We start from the raw sequence: 20,745 nt of genomic DNA, 5'->3' as shown, positions 1-20,745 counted from the left end.
TGCGGTCCCTGTCGTTGGCCGCCGCCGGTACGCCGACGGCGAGAACGGTGGCTGCCGTGGCCACGGCAGCGCTCACGATGGCGGTCATCAAGGTCGATGCTCGTCTGTTCACAGTGCTGACCCTTTCGCTCGGTCCACTCTGTGGACCGGATGAACCATGTTGGGCTTGTAAAGCACGATGGAACGAGCTTACGCTGAACCGCCACACAGTCCATATAGTCCGCTAGACGGACCTCATTGCCCAATCTTCCAACGACGGAGGTAGCGCGGCATGGCGGAGATCCAACGCAGAGAGCTCATGAAGGGTGCGGCGGCGGCCGCCGTGGGTGTCGCGGTCGGCACATCCGTGACGTCCGGCCTGCCCGCGGCGGCCGATCCCGCGGTGCACGGGCACACCCGGCCCCCGATCGCCACCACACCGGGCGGCCGGGACTTCCCCAAGATCGGCGGGAACCTCGGCAACCAGAACTACTCGGCACTCGACGACATCCATCGCGGCAACGTCAGGAAGCTCGGCGCCGCCTGGGTCAACCGGATCGAGGGCGGACTCACCACGGGCACCAACCAGAGCACCGCGGTCGCCGTCGACGGCGTGCTCTACATCGAGTCCGCGCTCGGCAACGTGTTCGCCGTCGACGGCGCGACCGGCACGACGAAGTGGGTCTACCGGCAGACCCGCGGCACGCTGACCCGGCGCGGTGTGGCGGTGGGCCAGGGCATGGTCTTCACCCACGGCAACGGAAGCTGGATCATCGCGCTGAGCCAGGAGACCGGCGAGGTCGTGTGGGAGAAGCAGGTCACCGAGTACGGCAACATGGAGAAGGTCGCCGTCATCTACCACGACGGCCGGCTCTACTGCGGCACCCATGACGGTGACCGTGGCGCGGGGATCGCGCTCGATGCCGGCAACGGCGATGTCGTGTGGCACTTCTGGGGCGTACCCGGGCCGGGCGAGATCGGCAACGACACCTGGGAGGGCGACTCCTGGCAAGCCGGCGGCGCCACCCCGTGGATGCACCCCGCGGTCGACCCGGACCTCGGGCTCGTCTACTGGGCGTTCGGCAACGCCCGAGGCAACCGGTCCTCTCAGGACGGTTCACAGCGTGGCGGGCTGAACCTGTTCTCCAGCTCGCTCGTCGCGATGGACATGGAGACCGGTGCGTACCGCTGGCACTTCCAGTCCATCCACCACGGCATCTGGGACATGGACAACACCATGGCACCCGTGCTCGCGGACGTCCGGATCCGCGGGCGGATGCGCAAGCTCGTGATCTACGGCAGCAAGTGCGGCATGTACTACATCCTCGACCGCGAGGACGGCTCCGCGCCGCTGGGCATCGACGAGCGCCCCGTGCCGCAGGACCCGCGGCAGAAGACCTGGCCAACCCAGCCGTTCCCCCGCCAGGGCCCGTGGACCGAGAACACCGTGGTCGACCAACCGCTGGGCACCAGCATCCCGGGCAACCCGAACCGGGCCGTGCCCAACTATGTTCAGGGATCGCTCTACGACCCGCACTGGGACATCCCCATCCTGGTCGATCCCCGGCCACGGCGGCGGCGCGGACTGGAGCCATCAGTCGTTCAGCCACAGCACGAAGCTCGTCTACACCGGCTTCGGCTACGTGGCCGCGGCACACTCGCTGACCGAGTCCAGCAACGGCCTGCGGCCACCCGGTGAGTACCAGACCGGCGGGATCGTCGCGGTCGACCCGAGCACCAACAAGGTGCGGTGGAACAAGCACATGCCCTACTCGCTGGCGCACGGCAACGGCATCCTCACGACGGGCAGCGACCTGATGTTCATCGGGCAGCCCGACGGCAACCTGCTCGGCCTGGACGCCCGCACCGGCCGCGAGCTGTGGCGGTTCCAGACCGGCGCGGCCATCAGCAGCAGTCCCATCATGTACGAAGTGGACGGTCAGCAGTACATGGCCGTGTACGCCGGAGGAACCGGCATCCCGTACGGCAACTCGGCGCCGCGCGGCGACTTCCTCTGGGCGTTCAAGATCGGCGGCACCGTCGGGCCGGCGCCCACCCCGCCGCCACCGGTCATCCGGCGCCCCGTCTCGGGTGGACCGGTCGACGGCAGCGCGGTCGCCGACACCGTCGTGATCGGACGGACGTACGACGCGGACACCGGCGAGGTCGGCACCACGGAGTCCACCGCGGTCAACGCCATGGCACCGACCCACCTGCGCGTCCCGGCCGGCACCACCGTCACGTTCACCAACCCGGCCGGCAACGCGAACACCCGCGGCGCGACACAGTTCTTCGAGGGGCTGTTCGACCGCAGGCTCGCGCCCGGCGAGTCGTTCACCCACAAGTTCAGGAAGAAGGGCGAGTACTTCTTCAACGACCCGTTCAGTCCCCGGTCCACGGGCAAGATCGAGGTCTACTGAGGCACCGGAAGGGGTGGGCCCAGGTCGGGCCCACCCCTTCCGCGCGACCATCGATCGGCGTATAAGTAACTATCTAGTTCGTTCGCAAACTGTCTGGCGGATGGGGAGCACATGGCGTTACCGCGGAACGACACCGGCTACCTCGTCGGCTTGATCGGCTCGGGCATCGGTACGTCGCTGAGCCCCGCGCTGCACGAACGGGAAGCCGACGCACTCGGCGTCCGCTACCTGTACCGCATCCTCGATCTCGACGAGCTCGGCGTGCCGGCGACGGCCATCGGTGACGTCCTCGCGGCCGCGAGACTCGCCGGCTACCACGGGCTCAACATCACCCACCCGGTCAAGCAGCTCGTGCTCGACCACCTCGACGAGCTCGCCCCCGATGCCGCCGCGGTCGGCGCGGTCAACACCATCGTGCTCACCGACGGCCGATCGGTCGGGTACAACACCGACCTGACCGGGTTCGCCAGGAGTGTGGGGCACGGACTGCCCGACGCCGCGCTCGACTCGATCGTGCTCCTGGGTGCCGGCGGCGCGGGCGCCGCGGTCGCGCACGCTCTGCTGACCCTCGGCGCGGGAACGGTGCGGATATTCGACCTCGACCGTCGCCGCAGCGACAAGCTCGCCGCCTCCCTCACGGGCCGGTTCGGCGCGGGGCGAGCGACCGCGGACGAGCTCGACGGCGGTGCCGCGATGGCCGACGCGCTCCGGGAGGCGGACGGACTGGCGCACGCCACGCCCATCGGGATGGAGGGACATCCCGGGGTGCCGGTGCCCGTCGAGCTGCTGAGACCCGACCTGTGGGTCGCCGACGTGGTCTACCGGCCGCTGGACACCGAACTGCTCACCGCCGCACGGGAACGCGGCTGCCGGGTGCTCAACGGCGGACCGATGGTGGTCTTCCAGGCCGCCGACGCGTTCCGGATCATCACCGGCCGCGAACCCGACACCGATCGCATGCTCCGCCACTTCGACGCGCTCGTACCCGACACACACGCTGGGAGGCAGCCCGATGCTCACCGCTGAACTCCGGACGACGACCGCGGAAGACCACCGGCAGCCACTCGCCGGCCCGACGCTGAACATCGCCACCGTCTGTCTGTCCGGCACTCTCGAGGACAAGCTGATCGCCGCGGCCGCGGCCGGCTTCGACGGTGTGGAGATCGTCCAGGACGACCTCATCGCGTCGCCGTGGTCGCCACGGCAGGTGCGGCAGCGTTGCGCCGACCTCGGTCTCGCCATCGATCTCTACCAGCCGTTCCACGACTTCGAGGCGGTCCCGCCGGACGTGCTCGCGGCCAACCTGCGGCGCGCCGAGCACAAGTTCGACGTGATGGAGCAGCTCGGCGCCGACACGATGCTGTTGTGCTCATCGGTCTCACCGGACGCCGTGGACGACGACGACCTCGCCGCCGAGCAGCTCCACACGCTCGCCTCCCGCGCGGCCGAGCGAGGACTGCGGATCGCCTACGAGGCACTCTCCTGGGGCCGGTTCATCAACACCTACGACCACTCCTGGCGCATCGTGCGCCGCGCCGACCACCCCGCGCTCGGCCTGTGCCTCGACAGCTTCCACGTGCTCGCGCGCGGCAGCGACCTCGCCGGCATCCGCATCATCCCCGGTTCGAAGGTGTTCGTGCTGCAGCTGGCCGACGCGCCCGCGTTGCGCATGGACATGTCGCAGTGGAGCCGCCACCACCGGCTCTTCCCCGGCCAGGGCGGGTTCGACCTCGCCGGGTTCGTCGGGAACGTGCTGGGCACGGGATACGAAGGCCCGCTCGCCCTCGAGGTGTCCAACGACGTGTTCCGTCAGGCCGACCCACGACGTGCGGCGATCGACGCGATGCGCTCGCTCGTCGCCCTGCAGGAGGCCGTCGGCACCCAGGGGCAGGTGAAGCACCGGCGGCGACTCACCCCGGAGAGCCTGCCACCGGCTCCGGCGCTGGCCGGGCACGTGTTCACCGAGCTGGCCGTGGACGACGTCTCCGGGCCGGTACTCGCGCGCACGTTGACGGCCCTGGGATTCGCCCACGTCGGCGAGCACCGGTCCAAGCCGGTTCAGCTCTGGCAACAAGGTGACGCCCGCGTCCTGCTGAACTCCGCCGCCAGGGCCACGGCGGCTCCGGGAACCGCCGAGGTCAGCGCGCTGGCCGTGGAGAGCTCCGACCCCGCCGCCTCCGCGACGCGCGCGGAACGGCTGCTCGCGCCCGTACTCCCCCGCAGCCGCCAGCCTCAGGAGGCGGACCTGTGCTCGGTGGCCGCGCCCGACGGGACCACCGTCTTCTTCTGCCGCACCGGCGACCGGGACAACGACTGGCTCGCGGACTTCGCCCCCACGGGGACCCGGCCCGGCGACCACGGCCTGCTCGTGGGAACCGATCACGTCTCGCTCACCGAGCCGTTCGACGACTTCGACCAGGCCACCCTGTTCTACCGGTCGGTGCTCGGGCTGCGTGCCCAGCCCGCAATGGAGCTCGCCGCGCCGTTCGGGCTGATTCGCAGCCGAGCGGCGACGGATCCCGCCCACCGGGTGCGGATCACCCTCAACGCCGCCCTCTTCCGCCGCGGGGAGTGGGCTCCGGCGGTGCCCGACCCGCAGCACATCGCATTCGAGACCACCGACGCGATCGCGAGCACACGGGCCATGCGAGCGCTGGGCGCCCCACTGCTGGACATTCCCGACAACTACTACGACGACCTCGCCGCGCGCCTGGAGCTGTCGCCGGACCTGCTCGCCGCCATGCGCGAGCACTCGGTGCTCTACGACCGCGACGAGCACGGCGAGTACCTCCATGCGTGCACGGAGATCCTCGGCGCACGGGTCTTCTTCGAGGTGGTGCAACGGATCGGCGGATACGCCGGTTACGGCGCAGCCAGCACCGCACCGGTCCGCATGGCCGCGCAGCGCAGGCGCCGCCTGGTCACGACGACGATCGGCCAACAGCCGCCGGCGATCCGCGAGGACGACCGGGAGACGCACGACTACTCCATCGCACACCTGTCGGCGCTGAGCCTGTCCCCACCCGAGCTGGTCCGGGCCGCGGCGAGCGCCGGCTACCGGTACGTCGGCGTCCGCCTGACCCGGGTCACCCCGGACGAGCCGCACTACCCGATCGCGACGGACCCCGCGCTGTTGAAGGAGACCAAGGCGTCGCTGGCCGCCGCGGGCGTCCGCGTCCTCGATGTCGAGCTGGCCCGCATCGGCCCGCACGACGACCCGCGACGCTATCTGCGCCTCCTCGAGGTGGGCGCGGAGCTGGGCGCTCGCCACGTGATCACCCAGCTGCCCGACGCCAACCGGGACCGCAAGACCGAGCACTTCGCCCAACTGTGCGACCTGGCGGCGCCGCTGGGACTCACGATCGATCTCGAGTTCCCGTCCTGGACCGAGACACCCAACCTCAGCGAGGCGACGCATGTGCTGCGCGAGGCCGACCGCCCCAACGCGGGCATGCTGATCGACCTCCTGCACTTCGCCCGGTCCCAGTCCAGCATCGAGGAGCTCCGGCAACTTCCCCGCGACTGGTTCCACTTCACCCACGTCTGCGACGCCCCCGGCCGGATACCCACCACCGTGGAAGGCCTGATCCACACCGCCCGCTTCGAACGTCTCTTTCCCGGCGAGGGCGGGATCGACGTCCGCGGCATACTTTCCGCCCTCCCACCCGACATCCCCTACGCCCTGGAGATCCCCCGCGCGAGCCTTGCCGCACAAGTGGGAGAGAAGGAGTGCGCCCGGCTCGCGATCAGGGCCGCACAGCGGCACCTGGACCCATCCCGGTCGACCAGTGCGGGCCGGCCCGCCGAGTCTCAGTAGCCGCCCGGGCCGTCTCCATAGCCACCGTCGTTGCCAGGCGTCGGCGACGGAGTAGGGGTGCCCTCGCCGTCGACGGTCACCGCGTGCCACACGAAGTGCACGCCGCCGAAGTCGTCCTGGAGGTTGTTGCCGTCGGCGTCTCCCGCGGAACTGTCCAACTGGAACGTGTAGAGCGGTTTTCCTTGGTAGGTGAGCTGTTCCTGCCCGTTGTCGGCGCGGTGGAGCACGTCGAGCTCGGTCACGCCCGGCACGGACGGTGCCGCGCCGTCCGGGATCTTTGCCGGGAACCAGAATCTGAGGCAGGCGTCGACGCACCGGACGGTGCCGTCCTCCTCCTGCTCGGCGAAGTACAGCGTCTTTCCTGACACGTCAACGAGAATCTTGCCGAGGTCCGGATGATCCTGGGTCCGTACGGCAACCGTCACCGACGATGTGTCGCCACCTCCGTCACCGGCCCCGGTGCCGTCGTCGGTGGTCCCGCCGGAGCCACATGCCGCGACGACGGTGGCGGTGCCGAGCAGCGCGAGCGCGCGAAGCGCCGCGCTCGCCCACCTCACGGCCGCACCGTCCTGCATGGACATTTGTGTCCTCCTTCGTCTGCCGCTGAGCGCGAGTTCCATGGCGGTGGTTACGCGGCAGAGCGTGGAAGGGTTCACCGCAGACGGCGGGAATGTGGCGCCCGCGACCACACTGAACCTTTCGTAGCCGTGGCGCGTAATACATCGAACGCAAGTCAATCGACGATCTCCGTGGAGGGCCCACAGGTAGTACCCGGCGCACGCGCCCGCCACCCCGCGTTCGGATTCGTTCCGGTTGGTCGACACCGGCCGCGTCCGGCGGGCACCGTGCTGTCGTCCGTGCCGTACATGGGGTCTGGAGAAGACAATGCGAATGCGTGGTGCGTTGTGCACGTTGGCAATGGTCGCGGCTGCTGGAACGCTGCTTCCGGTGGGAGTCGTACAGGCGACTCCCACCGGGTGTTCGATCACGCCGGACCGGTGGTCCGCGTCGGTCACCTGTACCGGGGGAACCGGCACGGTCTCCGCCCAGCGTCCTCCTCACGCCGCCTTGTCACCGGGTGCCGCGAACGCGAAGGCGACCGCGGTGAGCTTCTCGCTCTGCTCCCAGAGCCGCTTCGCCACCGCGGAGTCCTTCGCGCGTGCGGAAGGGCGGGCGCCCAGTTGAGGTCGTCGAAGTCGATCCGCCCGCTGCTCTGCGCCCTGCTCGCCACCACGACGACCCGCGCGCCCGGCGTCCGCTCCAGCATCGGCAGGAGCCGCCCGGTGAGGGCGAAGTGGCCGAGGTGGTTCGTCCCGAGCTGGAGCTCGAACCCCTGCTTCGTGCGCCCCAGCGGCGGCACCATGACCCCCGCGTTGTTCACGAGGAGGTCGAGCCGGCCGTCGTCCGCCTCGAACGCGCCGGCGAACGCGGCCACCGAGTCGAGATCCGCGAGGTCGAGCGGCGCGAACCGCGCACTGCCGGCCGGCATCTCCGCGCGTATGGTCCGCGCCGCCGCCTCCCCCTTCTCGGGGTCGCGGCACGCCAGCACCATGGACGCCCCGGTCCGCGCGAGAATCCGCGCGGTCTCGAAGCCGATGCCGGTGTTGGCTCCGGTGACGACCGCGGTGCGGCCGGTCTGGTCAGGGATGTCGGCGGACGTCCATCTCGCCACCGCAGGCTTCCGCACACCGGCATGGGGCGCTCGACCGGTCCGGCGGCGTCCACGGGGTTCGGTTCCGCCGGGCCATGGGGTTCGTCGCCGCCGACATCGAGGCGGAAGGGCGGGTAGCGGTCGGTCATCAGCGCGGCGTAGCCGGCGACCCGCAGTGCCCAACGGTTGATCCCGATCAGGAGATCGAACAGCGGACGGGGGTAGGTGCCGGTGACGACCAGCATGATCCCGGCGATCAGGACAAGGATCCCGACGATGCTCCCGCCCCAGGCCCATCCGGTGTCGCCGAGCTGCCAGGTGAACCAGGTCCCGCCGCCGAACAGGATGGCCAGGATGAGGTAGTGCGGGAGGGCCAGCAGCCACCACTTGACCAGCGCGAGCCCTCGGGACAGCTGCGCGGGATACTCGACATCCAGGCGAGCCGGGTAGTCGGGTTCCTCGCCGAGGGAGAACGGCGGGTATCGGTCGGTGCCCAGGGCGGAGTAGGCGTAGAAGCTCACCCGCCAGCCCCACCGCATCACCCCGAGGTTGAAGTCGAAGACCGCGCGCGGGTACCGGCCGGTGATCACGACCGCGACCAGCGCGAACAGGCTCATCAGCCAGAAGGCCGCCCCCAACACGATCAGCGCCAGTGCGTGCGGCACGAGCAGCAGCCATTTCACCAGCCACAGCCAGCGAGACAGCGGATCGTCCAAACGGGCGCGTACCTGAACCGGGTAATCCTCGAACCGAGGCGCTTGCGCTGGTGATGGGGTTGTCTGAGCCATGGCGACCAGCCTCAGTCTGTACAATGTACAATAACTGGACGCTGTCCAGAGACGTTCGCATAGGAGCAGGTAGGAGTAGTCGTGGTCGATGCGCGCCCCGTTCGCCCTGGTCCCCGCCGGACCTTGAGCGAGCAGGCCATTCTCGACGCCGCGCTGGCCCTGCTCGCCGAGCTCGGCGCCGACCGGGTGACCATCCGGGGGATCGCGACCCGGGTCGGCATCGCGCCCAACGCCGTCTACACCTACTTCCCGGACAAGGCGGCCGTGCTGGACGGCCTGGCCGAGCAGCTTCTCGGGCGGGTCGACGACAACCTGGTCGACGACGATCGGTTCACCGACTCGTCGCGGCCCTGGCGGGAGCGCGTCCATTCCCTCGCGCTCGAGCTGAGGACCGAGCTGCTCGCCCACCAGGGCGCCGTACATCTGCTGCTCCGCAGTTCCCTCGACGGGCCGAACGCGAACGCGGTCGGTGCCACTCTGCTGACCATCCTGGCCGACGCCGGACTCGATCCGGCGTCCGCGGCCAAAGGCTCTCACCTGCTCAACGTGCACATCCTCGGATCAGTCGCCCTCGAGACGGCCGACGCCGCGGCGGCCACCGACCAGTTCCTGTGGGGCCTCGACCGGTTGCTGGACGGCCTCATCACCTACGTCGGCGCCCAACGGGACGACCGAACCGGGCCGAGACCGCGGTGAGTGACCCAATAGGACAACCGCCCCAACCGTCTCCTCGTGCGCACCTCGCACGGTCGACCGGCACATGGCCGACCACGAGGGGTTCTGCCCGCGCGCACTAACCGTCCATTGTGGAGGTTCTTGGCTCCTTCGGCTCGCGGTCACCATGTCCGAGACTGATCAACGAAACGTGGGCAGCACAAGTTGATATCGTTCATCTGGTCCCCTGGAAACCCCCTCCCCGCCGGCACCGGCGGCTCCGAGAACTACACCGCCGGTCAGGTCCGAGAGCTCACCAGGCGGGGCATTCCGGCGCAGGTGGTCACCATCGGCCTTGGGGCCGACGACGGCAGGGGCGAGTTCACCGACGTCCCTTTCCGGGCACTGTCGACGTTGTCCGAGGTCGGTGACCTCGACGGCACCGTCGTCTTCGTCAACGAGCCGCACCCGGTGCCGACCAGCAGCCCGGCGTTCCTGATCCTGCACAACCCGCCCCCCATCCGGGAACAGAAGAAGGCGTTCACCGTGGAGGGGACCCGGGATCGCGCGCTGATCGCCACCAGCCGGTACGCCGCGGCGCTGTGGTCGAGCTACCTGGACGTCGATGTCGCGACGGTCAACGTCGTGTACCCGTTCGCCGAGCCGTGCTTCGCCGCGCAGCCCCGACCGGGCAGGACGGCCGGGAAGACGCGGATCCTGTTCGCCGGCAGGCTGAGCCCCGAGAAGGGCGTCTACACCCTGCTGGAGACCCTCCACATCGACATCATCGAGCAGGACCTGGACCTCACGTTCACCGCGACGACCGCCGGTGCCGACAAGCCGCAGGGAAAGATCATCGAGCGGCTGCTCGGCGAGCACCCCGGGATCTCCGTAGTGGCCACCCGCAAGACGCCGGCCACGATGGCGGCCTTGATGGCCGACCACGACATCGTGGTGATGCCGTCCAACAGCCAGTACTGGCACGAGACCTTCGGCATCGTCTCGATCGAGGCGCAGCACTCGGGCTGCTGGGTGATCGCGTCCGACGACGGCGGTCTTCCCGAGACCGACTGCGGCGGGGTGGTGCTGGTCAAGCCGGACAACGCCGAGGCACTCGCCTGGGGCATCCGCGAGGCCGTGGCCAGCGGGCCGTTCCCGCCGGCCGCCAGGCAGGACGCCGGGACGAGGTTCACCGTCGAGCAGTCCGTGGACGAGCTGCTCAAGGTGTTCGCCCAGCCGCAGCCCATCCCGCCGGCGACGATCGTCCGGCAGCTCGAGGAGCTGGTCCTGGCGCCGTCGGCCGAGCCGCCACACCCGGTCCGGACCGACGGTCAGCTGATGGAGACACCCGTGTAGAGCAGGAGAAGGCCGGCCCGGAAAAGCGATATGAGGTGATCGGTATATTCAAAATAGGCGTATGCTGAATTTATCCGGACACGACGACATCCACCTTCGATGTGCCAGCTCTTCCGGCAATTTCGAAGACGGTCAGTCATGTCGTCTTCCTTCCACGCATCCGAAACCCCACCCGGACCACCGGTGTCATCCGCACCGCGGCCCGGGACCACCGGCGCCCCGGCGACCGCCGAGACGGAGACCCGGCCCGGGCGCGTGCCGCGTACCCGCGCCGGTATGGCGTGGGTAGCGGCCGGAACAGCGGCGGTCATCGCCATCGCGTTGATCATCTTCGTCGCGCAGAACACCCGCAGCACCGAAGTCACGTTCCTGTGGATGAGTAACCGCGAATGAACAGCCAGCAAAGGAGAACCATATGACCGACACCAAGTTCGTCTCCCGCTACGAACAGCGGGTCACGTTCGTCCAGGACGTCCTTCTGAAGAACTCGAAACTCGGTGACAAAGCCTCGCGCGAGCTCGCGGTGCAGGTGGTCTACGCCATCGACCACATTCCGGAAAGTACGCGCTGAGCCGGCGGTTGCGCCGCCCGAGGCGGTCGGCGCAACCCCCCCTTGGTTGCTGATCCGACCATCTCGTGCAACCCTGGTAGTAGATCGCGGATCCACCGCGACACCCTTGCCACCCGGGACCCCGGTGCTGTGCAGACGCACCCAGGAAGCGGTGGCCATCCATGACCTCGCTCGACACGTTGCACGCGAATGCCGGCAGCCGGGACTATGCCGAGTTGACTCAGAGGATCCGGAAGATCGGGCTGCTGCGCCGGCGGCACGGGTACTACGCGGTGAAGATCAGCCTCAACGTCCTCGCGTTCGCCGGGGGCTGGGTGGCCTTCTTCCACGTCGGCGACTCGTGGTGGCAGCTGTTCCTGGCCGTCTTCTTCGCCGTGATGTTCGCCCAGCTGTCCTTCATCGGGCACGACGCCGGACACAAGCAGATCTTCCGCACCCGCCGCGCCAACGACGTGGTCGGCTTCTGGCACGGCGGGATGGTCGGTCTCAGCTACGCCTCGTGGATGGACCAGCACACCCGCCACCACGCCAACCCCAACCACGAGGACGACGATCCCGACATCCACATCCCGGCGATCGCCTTCACCGTCGAGCAAGGGCGGACCAGGCGCGGCCTGCTGCGCTGGATGGTCAAGTACCAGGCGTTCCTGTTCTTCCCGCTCCTGCTGCTCGAGGGTTTCAGCCTGCACGTGTCCAGCGTCAAATCCTTGTGGCGCAAGGACCTCAAGGCACGGTGGGTCGAGGCCTGCTTGCTGACCGGGCACTTCGCCGCCTACCTGACCGCGGTGTTCCTGGTGCTCTCCCCCGGGACCGCGGTCCTCTTCATCCTGGTCCACCAGTGCCTCTGGGGCCTCTACATGGGATGCTCCTTCGCTCCCGGACACAAGGGCATGCCGACGCTGGCCGCCGGCCACGCCCTGGACTTCCTTCGCAGGCAGGTACTCACCTCACGCAACGTGCGCGGCGGCGTCTGGGTGGACTTCGCCCTCGGCGCGTTGAACTACCAGATCGAGCACCACCTGTTCCCCACCATGCCCCGACCGAACCTCCGCCTGGCGCAGCCACTCGTCCGCGCGTTCTGCGACCAGCGGGGCATCGAGTACGCCCAGTGCGGATGGCTACGCACCTACGGTTATGTCCTGCAGCACCTGCACGCCGTCGGTGCTCCGCTGCGGCTGGCCGGCCGCTGACCGCGGACCCGCGACGGGGCACCAGAATCGTTGTACCGAACGCATTTCGCGCGGTGGCGGTCAAGCCGACACCGTCCTCGGGAGCGGTACACACCGATCGTCACGCGATCGGGGACTGGAGCACCGATATGACGTCGGCCCGCGATCTCAGACGATTTCCCTTCCAGCGCGGCATCCTCCGCTCAGACGACGCGGCGGACCGGTGGGAGGGCGACGGCGGCCACGTGTACCAGCGTGGTGGCAGTGATACCGCGGCCGGCGCACGAGGAGCACGACGCTCAACCGGCGCCTCGGAGGCGCGGAACGGGTAGCTGGTCGGCGCCGTCCTCGAAGGCCGTGGCGTGGTCGCGGGCCCACCGGACGAGCCCGGCGATGTCGATGTCGTGTGGTGGTTCGTCATGGTAGGGCTCGATGTGGTCGGCGCCGCGTCTGAGCAAGGTGACCGCGCCGGTCATGTTGCCGCGGGCGGCGTGGGTCGCGCCGACGGCCAGCTGCGCCATGCCCTTCCACAACGCACGGTGCGCCTCGGGGCCCGTCTTCCACGCGTCTTCCAGCACTTCGTGGGCATGGAACGGCATGCCGTCGTCGAGCAGACGCTGAGCCTCGGCAAGGGTCTGCTCCGGCGACAGGAGCACCCCCTCGGGCTGGCGTGCGACGCCGGTCGCCCCGCGCGGCAGCGGTCGGCCCAGTCCGTCACGCGGGCGGGCGTTGCGGGCGCGGCCCCCGTCGTCACGGTCGCGACCGTCACGGTCGCCACTGGCTTCTGAGTCCACCCCGCCATCCTCCCACCCGTGGCCGCCCGGGGACCTGTCGATGAGACCGGGGAGACCGAACGACCGTGACTCCCGGTCGGCGCCGACCGGGAGTCACGTTCACTGCTGGTGGTGCCTAGCGCGGTACGTCGTTGGTCGCGGGGATCTGCGGCCGGACGGCGTGCACCTCGATGCGCTTGGGTTTGGCCTCCTCGGCCTTGGGCACCAACACACGCAGCACACCGTCTTCGAACGATGCGTCGATGGCGTCGGCTGTCACGTGCAGCGGCAACGTGATCGAACGACGGAACAGTCCGTAGCGACGCTCGACCAGGTGGGTCTGTTCGTCCGCTGAGTCCGGGGCCAACCCTCGCTCGCCCTGGATGGTGAGCAGACCGTCTTGGTAGGTGATCTCCAGGTCGTCGAGCTTCACTCCGGGGAGTTCGACCGCGACGATGTAGGCGTCCTTGCGCTCGGAGATGTCGACCGCCGGTGTCCACGCGGTGCTGGTAACACCAGAACCTGGCTGCGAGAACTCCTGTCCGCGGGCCTGAACCAGCATTCTGGTCAGGTATTGGTTCGCCTGGTCCTGTGCGGCGCGCAGATCGTGAAAAGCATCCCAGCGCGTCATGACTTCCATTACTAACTTCCCTTGCTCATTTCATCTGGCGGCTCGGGATGAATGCCCTCAAATAAGAGAGAACACTGTTCACTTGTCGAGCAACCATGTTCACTGTATCGTGAACACAGTTCACTGTCAACGTTCGACAGGAGAGATACGTGATCGACGACGACGCGATGCTGTGGTTCAGTCCCCCCGAGACCACCGAACAGCGCCGCCACACCCTCACCCGGCAGCGCGTGGTGACCGAAGCGCTCACCCTGATCGCCCAGGACGGCGTCCCGGCGCTGACCATGCGCGCCCTCGCCGCCCGCCTCGGCGTGGTGCCCGGTGCGCTCTATCGCCACGTGCCCGGCAAGGAACGGCTTCAGGACCTCGTCCTGGACGGGGTCCTCGCCGAGGTCGACTGCGACGTCGACCGTGATCTGCCCTGGACCGAGCAGATCACGGTGCTTGCCCGGCGACTCCGGACCGTTCTGGCGGACCATCCCGGAGTCGCCGGCCTGCTGGCCACGCGCGACCCCCTCGGGCCGCACTCCCTCGCTCTGGCCGAAGCCTTCCTGCGACCACTGCACACCGCCGGCCTCCCCCACGACGAGGCAGGCCAGGCCTTCTTCCTCGTCGTCGGCTACACAGTGGGGTTCGAGGTCGGCAACACCAACACGTCAGCGAACCACCAACGGGTGCAGGATCCGACGAGCCGACATCAGCTTCACCAGTTCCTCCGGTCACTACCCGAGGACCGTTTCCCCACCCTGGTCGCGCTCGGTCCCCAGATGTGGGTCGACAACCGTGACGAACGGTTCACGACGGGCCTCGACGTACTCATGGAGGGTCTGAGACGGCGAACGACCCCGCAACCACCCCGACCATGAGCCGCGCGGGTCAGAGCCAGCCTCGGCGTTTGAATATCAGGTACAGGCCGACGCATACCGTGGCCATCAGCAGCAGCGCGAACGGGTAGCCGGCCGTCCAGCCCAGCTCGGGCATGTGGCGGAAGTTCATTCCGTACACGGTGCCGATCAAGGTCGGGGCGAACAGGATCGCCGCCCACGAGGAGATCCTCTTGATCTGCTCGTTCTGCGCGTTGCTCGCCTCGGCCAGGCGTTGCATCTCCGCGTTCTGCGCTTGGGTGACCAGGGTGGTGTTGACGGTGAGGATGTCGGCGAGCATGCCGCGGAAGCTCTCGGCCTGCTCCACCACGATGGCGGCGTGGTCGGCCACGTCCCGTAGGTAGCGTTGCAGTTCCTCGTCGATGCCGTACTTGGCGAACCCGGCGGACAGGCTGTCGAGCATCGCAAGGAGCGGACGGGTGGCGCGTTGGAACTCAACCACCTCACGAGACAGCGCGTAGATCCGCCGAGAGGCGTTCGGATCGCGGCCGAACACCTCGGTCTCGATCTCCTCGATGTCGTTCTGCAGTCCCGCCACCACGGGCGCGTAGCCGTCCACCACCGCGTCCAGCACGGCGTACAACACTGCCTCGGGACCCAGCCGCAACAGGTCGGGCTCGTCCTCGACCCGACGTCGTACGGCGGCCAGATCCGGAGCCTCGCCGTGCCGCACCGTGAGCACGAAGTTCGGGCCGACGAACAGGTGCAGCTCGCCGAAGTCGACATCCTCGGTGTCGTCCCGGTACTGAGCCGACCGCAGCACCACGAACAGGGTGTCGCCGTAACGCTCCAGCTTCGGGCGCTGGCGGGCCGTGACGGCGTCCTCCACCGCCAGCTCGTGCAGCCCGAGCTGCTGGGCCGCGGACATCAGCTCCTCCTCGGCCGGCCGGTAGAGGCCGATCCAAGCCATGCTGTCCGGTTGCCGCTCCAGCTGCTGGAACGTCTCGGCCAGCGTGGCCGGGGACGCGACGGGCAGCCCATCCAGGTAGACGACGTTGTTGATGATGCTGGTGGTGGCCTCCGGCATCTGCCGCTGACTCGGATGCGCCGGGTCGGTCATGCCTGGGGCGGTGTGTCAGGCCTCGTGCGCCGGTCCTTCCGAAGCAGGTCGTCGTCGAGCAGCCCGTCGATGATCTGGGCGGCGACATCGCTCAGGCGGCGGCTGCGGCTGCGGGCGTAGCCGCGCATCAGCTGGAACGCCTGGTCCATGGGCAGGCCGGTCCGTTGGGCGAGGACACCCTTGGCCTGTTCCAGCTGGACGCGGCTGTTCAGGGCGGTCTGCAGCTGCGTGGCCAGCAGCTCGCTGGCGGCGATGGCACGTTCCTGGATCAGGCCGACGGTGGCCACGTCGGCCATGGCCTGACCGATCCCCAGGTCCGCCTCGCTCAGCCGCCCTGGTTCGGTCCGGAACAGGTTCAGTGCGCCGATCGTCTCCTCGCGCAGGCGCATCGGGAGTGCGTGCGACGAGTGGAACCCGAGCTGCTGCAGCTCCTGGGTGAAGGCCGGCCACGACGATCTCATCGCGGGCAGGCCGTCCCGTGCCACGGGGCGTCCGGACCGGAAGCAGTCCAGGCACGGGCCTTCGTTGTTCTGCAGCTCGTAGAGCTCCAGCAGGCGGGCTTCCTCGGTGGAGGAGGCCATCACGTGCAGGCCACCGTGCGCGTCGGCCAGCATGATCCCGGCAGCGTCGGCGTCGAGGAGCTCGACACTGCGGCTGACCAGCGTGTGGAGGAAGTCGATGACGTCGAAGTCGGCCACCAAGGTGTCTGCCAGGTCCACAAACGTGGTGGCAAGGAGTTGTTCTCGGCTCGTCATGAGCCCGCTGCCTCTACTCTCGCGGATCACGCCGATCCTGTTGCGTCGTGGCGCCGGACTCGCTGCCGACGAAGTGCATGCGGCGGCTGACCACATCGGCGGCGATGGAGGACACCGTCTGCTCCATAGCGTACGCGTAGGCGCGGAGCCGCAGCAGCGCGTCGGCGAGGCTGATGCCGAGCTGGATCGAGATCATCCCGGTCGCCTGATGTACCTCGGCCCGGTTGTCGATCGGCCCCATGAGCGCCGAGCGCGCTCCATCTTCGGCGGCGTGATCCTGCAGGTTCAGGACCACCACGGTGGCCGCGTCGGCGAAGGCCAGCGCCTCGGCGAGGTCGGGAGGGCTGAGCTGTCCCGGGGTGTCGCGGTAAAGGTCCAGAACGCCGACGCGGATGGCGCCGACCCGCATCGGGAACGCGAAGACGGCGTGGACGCCGGCGTCGAGCACGGCTGCGCCGAACCGCGGCCAGCGTGGCGTGCCGGTCGCCACCAGGTCCGGTTCGAGCACCGGGCGGCCGCCACCGGACGCCTCGACACAAGGCCCCTCTCCCAGGGCGAACTGCAGTTCCTCCAGCTGCCGGGCCCGCTCGTCGGTGACCGCGAGTACGACTCCGCTCGGCCCGTCGACGGTCATCAGCGCCACTCCGACACCGCTGACCGGCAACGCCGACAGGCATGCCGCACACAGCCTGTCCGGCAGCGTGCGCTGCTCCCCCCCATGGGCGAGCACGGACAGGATCTCGGCGACCCGGGGATTGCGCATGCTATCCGTCCGGTCCGCTAACCGGGCCGAGCGGCGCGTCGGCGAGCTCGGGGTAGATGTCGAACACGCCGTCCAGGCCGGTGATCGTCAGTGGCAACAGCACCACGCGAGCGCACGCGACCACACACAGGCTCCTCCCCGCCGCAACCGCCGCCTGCTTGGCGTTCACCAGCACGGTGAGTCCGGCGGCACTGAGGAAACTCACCCCGGTCAGGTCGACGGTCACCTGCGAGGCGGCGTCGTGCAGGTGCGAGAGGAGAACGTTCTGCAAGGTCGGGCTGGTGGACATGTCCAGGTCGCCGCGCACCTCGAGCACGACCGTGTCGGGCGAGACCCTTCGGGTGGTGACCGTCAGGAGGTCGTCCCGCGGGGAGGTGGCCGCAGATAGGGGATCATCCGACGCTGTGGACGGGAGGGCGGCGGTCACGGGGTCGTCTCCTCGGTCGGGGCATCCTTGTGCCCCGTCCTGTCCGCCGAGGCGGCGGCGCGGGCCAGCCGCGCGGGGTTGGCCCAGTGCACGTCGGAGATCCAACCGAGCCTCTGGAAGATCCAGATCGTCCTGGCGGAGATGTCGACCTGGCCGCGCAGCACACCGTGCCGGGCGCAGGTGGGGTCGGCGTGGTGGGAGTTGTGCCAGGACTCCCCCATGGACAGGATCGCCAGCGGCCAGAAGTTGGCGGCCTTGTCCCGAGAGGCGAACGGCCGGTCGCCGATCATGTGGCAGATCGAGTTGATGGACCAGGTCACGTGGTGCAGGAACGACACCCGCACCAGGCCGGCCCAGAAGAACGCCGTCAGCGCACCCCACCAGGACCAGGTGAGCAACCCGCCCAACGCGGTGGGAACCCCGACGCTCAGCACGACCCAGAGAGGGAACAGCCGGTCGACGATCCGCATGTCCCGGTCGGCCAGCAGGTCCGGGGCGAACCGCTCGGTGTTGGTGCTGACCCGTTCGAACAACCAACCCATGTGGGCGTGCCAGAACCCCTTGGCCAGCGCCACCGGTCCGGTGCCGAACAGCCAGGGCGAATGCGGGTCACCCTCGCGATCGGAGAAGGCGTGGTGTCGCCGATGGTCGGCGACCCACCCGATCACCGGGCCTTGCGCGGCCAGGCCGCCGGCGACGGCCAACGCGATGCGCAGACCGCGCTTGGCCTTGAACGCGCGATGCGTGAAGTGCCGGTGATAGCCGACCGTCACCCCGAGACAGGACACCACGTAGAAGGCGGCGGCCAGGGCGATGTCGGTCCAGCCGAGCCCCCATCCCCAAGCGATCGGAACCGCCGCGACGAGCGCGGCGAACGGAATGAGAACGAAGGCCTTCACCAGGATCTGCTCACCCACCGAGCGGCCGGGAATGACCATCGGCTTCGGACCGGGTACCGGGCTTGGTGGAGGACGAACCGCCGTAGACGTGGTCACGAGACTGTCCGATCTGGACTGATCGGGAGGACGCCCGATGCGTACCCGCCCGTGGTGGGCACGTGCGCGCGGATCCGGCCGATCATCAGCTCGGCCTCGGCAGCGGTGAACAAGCCCTGCTGGACAGAACGCAGAATGGCCATGACCGCACTTCGGTGCGGCTTCGCGATCCCCGTGACCGGTTCGGTATTCGCGATCGGCTCAGGATATGCCATCGGACCCCCTCGGTCGGCTGGAGTCAAACCGGGGTCCCGGGCATCTGTACTCGACACACTACGCGCTCCGACGGAGGATGCACCAATTCATGGCGGGACAGGCGAACGGGCTCCGAGCACCGCCGTATCGGGGAATGCGTAGCTCAGGGTCACCAGGGCTGATGTCTCGTGAGTGGGCCGCCGGTGTGTGGAGCGAGCCAGTCCAACACCGCTCGTGGCCGCCGCTGACACACTTGTCGAATGGTCCTCGGGTACCTCTCGGCCTCGGCGCGGACCTGCTGGGGTTCGTCCTCGCCGCCGCGACCCTGCACCGGCCGCAGCCGGCCGGACCGGGATCCAGGAATGTGAACAGCACACGGTTCACCGGTATCAGCACGGAATTGACCCTCTGTGAGCCGACTTCGTCGCCTTGCCCCTGCAGAAGTTTCGTTGTTGATCGACAAAAGTGTGCTCCAAACCGGAGAAAGCGTGGCATACTCCTGACGGAAGTTTTCCTTTCCCGTTACCAATAGCCAGCGTCGTTCGGCCGCTTCCGGAGACGGCGGAACGTCGGTCGTTCCCGTGTCACTCGACCGCGGCACACCACGCGGCACACCCCACCCGAACCAGCCCCACGGGCTGGGGTTTCTTCGCGGCGCGAGCCGCATGCAGAAAGGTGGCGACCCCCTCATGGACGACAACCACAGACGCGAACGCGCCGACTCGCCCGAGACGACTCCGGCCCGGCTCACCCGTCGCGACGTGTTCACCGCTTCGGCCGGTGCCGCCGCCCTGCTCGGCGCGGCCGGCCTGCCGGTACTGGCCACCGCGACCCCCGCACTCGCCTCGACCGGCGGCGGCCACGGTGACCGGTTGCGGGTGGAGCCGCTGGTCCCGTCCCGGAACCGGGGCATCATCCTGTTCAGCGTCCGGGACCGGATCAGCGCGGCGCCGGATGCCAGTGGGGTGCCCTACGGGTTCGAGCGGGTGCTCGCCCGGCTCGCGGAGATCGGGTACAAGGAGGTGGAGTTCGCCGGTTACAACCAAAGTACGGAGATCCTGGGCCGGCAGATCACCCCGCGGGAGATCCGCAGGATCCTGGACGACAACGGGCTGGTCGCGAACGGCACCCACACCCAGATCAACCCGGACACGTTCGAACAGCAGATGGACATCGCCGAAGAGCTGGGGATGAGGAACATCGGCACCGGCGGCGACCCGTCGGGCAGCAGCTACCGGTCGGACTGGGACGCGGCCGCCGACACCTGGAACGAGCTCGGCCGCCGCGCCAGGGCGCGTGGCCTGCGGCTGTACACCCACAACCACGACGCCGCCTACAGCTTCCTGCTGGATGTCGGCCCGCCGGACGCGAACGGCCGGCCGACCCGCTCGTCCGGCGTGCGCAGGCTGGAGTACTTCTTCGACAAGGCCGACCCGCGCTACGTGTTCTTCGAGATGGACGTGTTCTGGGCCTATGTCGCCCGGTTCAAGCACCACACCTACATCGACAAGCGCGGCCGGGAGCAGACCGACCTGTTCGACCCCATCCTCACCGTCGCGCCACGGACCACCCGGTTCCCGCTGTTCCACGCCAAGGACGGCGACAAGAACCCCGCCGTGCCGAACGGGCACGACATGGTCCCGCTCGGCACCGGCGACATCAACTTCCAGCAGTTCTTCCAGACCATCGGCGAGCAGAGCTTCCACCACGCCAACTGGGAGCAGGACAACGCCCCCGGCGGCGCCGCGATCCCCGGGCAGTCACTGGACTTCGCCGCGGTGAGCTACACCAACATGTCCGAGCTGACCATCTACCGCAGCTGACCGTCCGACCGCACCGCTGAGCCCTTGGAGCAAC

Annotated in this window: 21 protein-coding genes and 2 pseudogenes; 11 read left to right on the top strand and 12 right to left on the bottom strand. The window is 68.8% G+C overall.

The window, feature by feature from the left end; genetic code table 11:
• The first annotated feature begins 271 nt into the window (after positions 1–271).
• From GEV28_RS20410 to GEV28_RS20390, 5 genes and pseudogenes are all read left to right on the top strand, one after another.
• A complete protein-coding gene (locus tag GEV28_RS20410; RefSeq protein WP_291413696.1) occupies positions 272–1,678 on the top strand; it encodes a PQQ-binding-like beta-propeller repeat protein in 1,407 nt (468 codons plus the stop codon).
• Positions 1,623–2,399 carry a PQQ-binding-like beta-propeller repeat protein gene (locus GEV28_RS20405; protein ID WP_291413695.1) on the top strand — a complete coding sequence of 259 codons (777 nt, stop codon included), beginning with the start codon at positions 1,623–1,625 and terminating at the stop codon, positions 2,397–2,399. The genes GEV28_RS20410 and GEV28_RS20405 overlap by 56 nt, the downstream gene beginning before the upstream one ends.
• Positions 2,400–2,510: 111 nt before the next feature.
• A complete protein-coding gene (locus GEV28_RS20400) occupies positions 2,511–3,425 on the top strand; it encodes a shikimate dehydrogenase (protein WP_291413694.1) in 915 nt (304 codons plus the stop codon).
• Positions 3,412–5,319, top strand: a pseudogene (locus GEV28_RS20395) (bifunctional sugar phosphate isomerase/epimerase/4-hydroxyphenylpyruvate dioxygenase family protein); the annotation flags it as partial. The gene GEV28_RS20400 and the pseudogene GEV28_RS20395, both read left to right, overlap by 14 nt.
• A complete protein-coding gene (locus tag GEV28_RS20390) occupies positions 5,293–6,216 on the top strand; it encodes a sugar phosphate isomerase/epimerase (protein ID WP_291413697.1) in 924 nt (307 codons plus the stop codon). The pseudogene GEV28_RS20395 and the gene GEV28_RS20390, both read left to right, overlap by 27 nt.
• On the opposite strand, the gene GEV28_RS20385 is transcribed toward GEV28_RS20390, so the two are convergent.
• From GEV28_RS20385 to GEV28_RS20375, 3 genes and pseudogenes are all read right to left on the bottom strand, one after another.
• Positions 6,210–6,797, bottom strand: a complete 588-nt coding sequence (locus GEV28_RS20385) for a hypothetical protein (RefSeq protein WP_291413693.1) — start codon at positions 6,795–6,797, stop codon at positions 6,210–6,212. The genes GEV28_RS20390 and GEV28_RS20385 overlap by 7 nt on opposite strands.
• Positions 6,798–7,228: 431 nt before the next feature.
• Positions 7,229–7,888, bottom strand: a complete 660-nt coding sequence (locus GEV28_RS20380; protein ID WP_291413692.1) for an SDR family NAD(P)-dependent oxidoreductase — start codon at positions 7,886–7,888, stop codon at positions 7,229–7,231.
• Positions 7,889–8,004: 116 nt separating this feature from the next.
• Positions 8,005–8,655: pseudogene (locus tag GEV28_RS20375) on the bottom strand (DUF4389 domain-containing protein); the annotation flags it as partial.
• An 81-nt stretch (positions 8,656–8,736) separates the two neighbouring features.
• Here GEV28_RS20375 and GEV28_RS20370 point away from each other — a divergent pair.
• A complete protein-coding gene (locus GEV28_RS20370; RefSeq protein WP_291413691.1) occupies positions 8,737–9,351 on the top strand; it encodes a TetR/AcrR family transcriptional regulator in 615 nt (204 codons plus the stop codon).
• Positions 9,352–9,534: 183 nt separating this feature from the next.
• Positions 9,535–10,665: a glycosyltransferase family 4 protein gene (locus tag GEV28_RS20365; protein WP_291413690.1), complete on the top strand. Its 1,131-nt coding sequence runs from the start codon at positions 9,535–9,537 to the stop codon at positions 10,663–10,665.
• On the opposite strand, the gene GEV28_RS20360 is transcribed toward GEV28_RS20365, so the two are convergent.
• The gene (locus GEV28_RS20360; RefSeq protein ID WP_291413689.1) at positions 10,641–11,030 is read right to left on the bottom strand and encodes a hypothetical protein; all 390 of its coding nucleotides are present in this window, start codon (positions 11,028–11,030) and stop codon (positions 10,641–10,643) included. The genes GEV28_RS20365 and GEV28_RS20360 overlap by 25 nt on opposite strands.
• A 50-nt stretch (positions 11,031–11,080) precedes the next feature.
• On the opposite strand from GEV28_RS20360, the gene GEV28_RS20355 reads away from it, so the two are divergent.
• Together GEV28_RS20355 and GEV28_RS20350 are read left to right on the top strand one after the other, a co-directional pair.
• Entirely contained in the window at positions 11,081–11,236 is a 156-nt protein-coding gene (locus GEV28_RS20355) for a DUF6307 family protein (protein WP_291413688.1), read from the top strand.
• 161 nt (positions 11,237–11,397) lie between these two features.
• Positions 11,398–12,426, top strand: a complete 1,029-nt coding sequence (locus GEV28_RS20350) for an acyl-CoA desaturase (protein ID WP_291413687.1) — start codon at positions 11,398–11,400, stop codon at positions 12,424–12,426.
• A gap of 278 nt (positions 12,427–12,704) precedes the next feature.
• Here the strand turns inward: GEV28_RS20350 and GEV28_RS20345 are convergent, their stop codons facing one another.
• Positions 12,705–13,199 (bottom strand): DUF309 domain-containing protein, encoded by a 495-nt coding sequence (locus GEV28_RS20345; RefSeq protein WP_291413686.1) that lies wholly within the window; start codon positions 13,197–13,199, stop codon positions 12,705–12,707.
• A 115-nt stretch (positions 13,200–13,314) separates the two neighbouring features.
• The gene (locus GEV28_RS20340; protein ID WP_291413685.1) at positions 13,315–13,818 is read right to left on the bottom strand and encodes an Hsp20/alpha crystallin family protein; all 504 of its coding nucleotides are present in this window, start codon (positions 13,816–13,818) and stop codon (positions 13,315–13,317) included.
• A 140-nt stretch (positions 13,819–13,958) separates the two neighbouring features.
• Here GEV28_RS20340 and GEV28_RS20335 point away from each other — a divergent pair, with 140 nt between their 5' ends.
• Positions 13,959–14,675 carry a TetR/AcrR family transcriptional regulator gene (locus GEV28_RS20335; protein WP_291413684.1) on the top strand — a complete coding sequence of 239 codons (717 nt, stop codon included), beginning with the start codon at positions 13,959–13,961 and terminating at the stop codon, positions 14,673–14,675.
• Positions 14,676–14,685: 10 nt separating this feature from the next.
• Here the strand turns inward: GEV28_RS20335 and GEV28_RS20330 are convergent, their stop codons facing one another.
• Genes GEV28_RS20330 through GEV28_RS20305 form a run of 6 tightly spaced genes read right to left on the bottom strand, consistent with a single transcriptional unit; the run spans position 14,686 to position 18,836 of the window.
• Positions 14,686–15,753: a magnesium and cobalt transport protein CorA gene (locus GEV28_RS20330; protein WP_291413683.1), complete on the bottom strand. Its 1,068-nt coding sequence runs from the start codon at positions 15,751–15,753 to the stop codon at positions 14,686–14,688.
• A complete protein-coding gene (locus GEV28_RS20325; RefSeq protein ID WP_291413682.1) occupies positions 15,750–16,508 on the bottom strand; it encodes a GAF and ANTAR domain-containing protein in 759 nt (252 codons plus the stop codon). The genes GEV28_RS20330 and GEV28_RS20325 overlap by 4 nt, the downstream gene beginning before the upstream one ends.
• 13 nt (positions 16,509–16,521) lie before the next feature.
• A complete protein-coding gene (locus GEV28_RS20320; protein ID WP_291413681.1) occupies positions 16,522–17,271 on the bottom strand; it encodes a GAF and ANTAR domain-containing protein in 750 nt (249 codons plus the stop codon).
• 1 nt (position 17,272) lies between these two features.
• The gene (locus GEV28_RS20315; RefSeq protein ID WP_291413680.1) at positions 17,273–17,698 is read right to left on the bottom strand and encodes an STAS domain-containing protein; all 426 of its coding nucleotides are present in this window, start codon (positions 17,696–17,698) and stop codon (positions 17,273–17,275) included.
• Complete coding sequence (locus GEV28_RS20310; RefSeq protein ID WP_291413679.1) at positions 17,695–18,636, bottom strand: acyl-CoA desaturase; 942 nt, start codon at positions 18,634–18,636, stop codon at positions 17,695–17,697. The genes GEV28_RS20315 and GEV28_RS20310 overlap by 4 nt, the downstream gene beginning before the upstream one ends.
• A 53-nt stretch (positions 18,637–18,689) precedes the next feature.
• Positions 18,690–18,836, bottom strand: a complete 147-nt coding sequence (locus GEV28_RS20305; RefSeq protein WP_291413678.1) for a hypothetical protein — start codon at positions 18,834–18,836, stop codon at positions 18,690–18,692.
• A 741-nt stretch (positions 18,837–19,577) separates the two neighbouring features.
• Here GEV28_RS20305 and GEV28_RS20300 point away from each other — a divergent pair.
• A complete protein-coding gene (locus GEV28_RS20300) occupies positions 19,578–20,711 on the top strand; it encodes a sugar phosphate isomerase/epimerase (protein WP_291413677.1) in 1,134 nt (377 codons plus the stop codon).
• The last annotated feature ends 34 nt before the right edge of the window (positions 20,712–20,745 follow it).

Source organism: Actinophytocola sp., from assembly GCF_009379765.1.
GTDB lineage: Bacteria > Actinomycetota > Actinomycetes > Mycobacteriales > Pseudonocardiaceae > Actinophytocola.
This window is presented reverse-complemented; position numbering and strand designations above follow the sequence as displayed.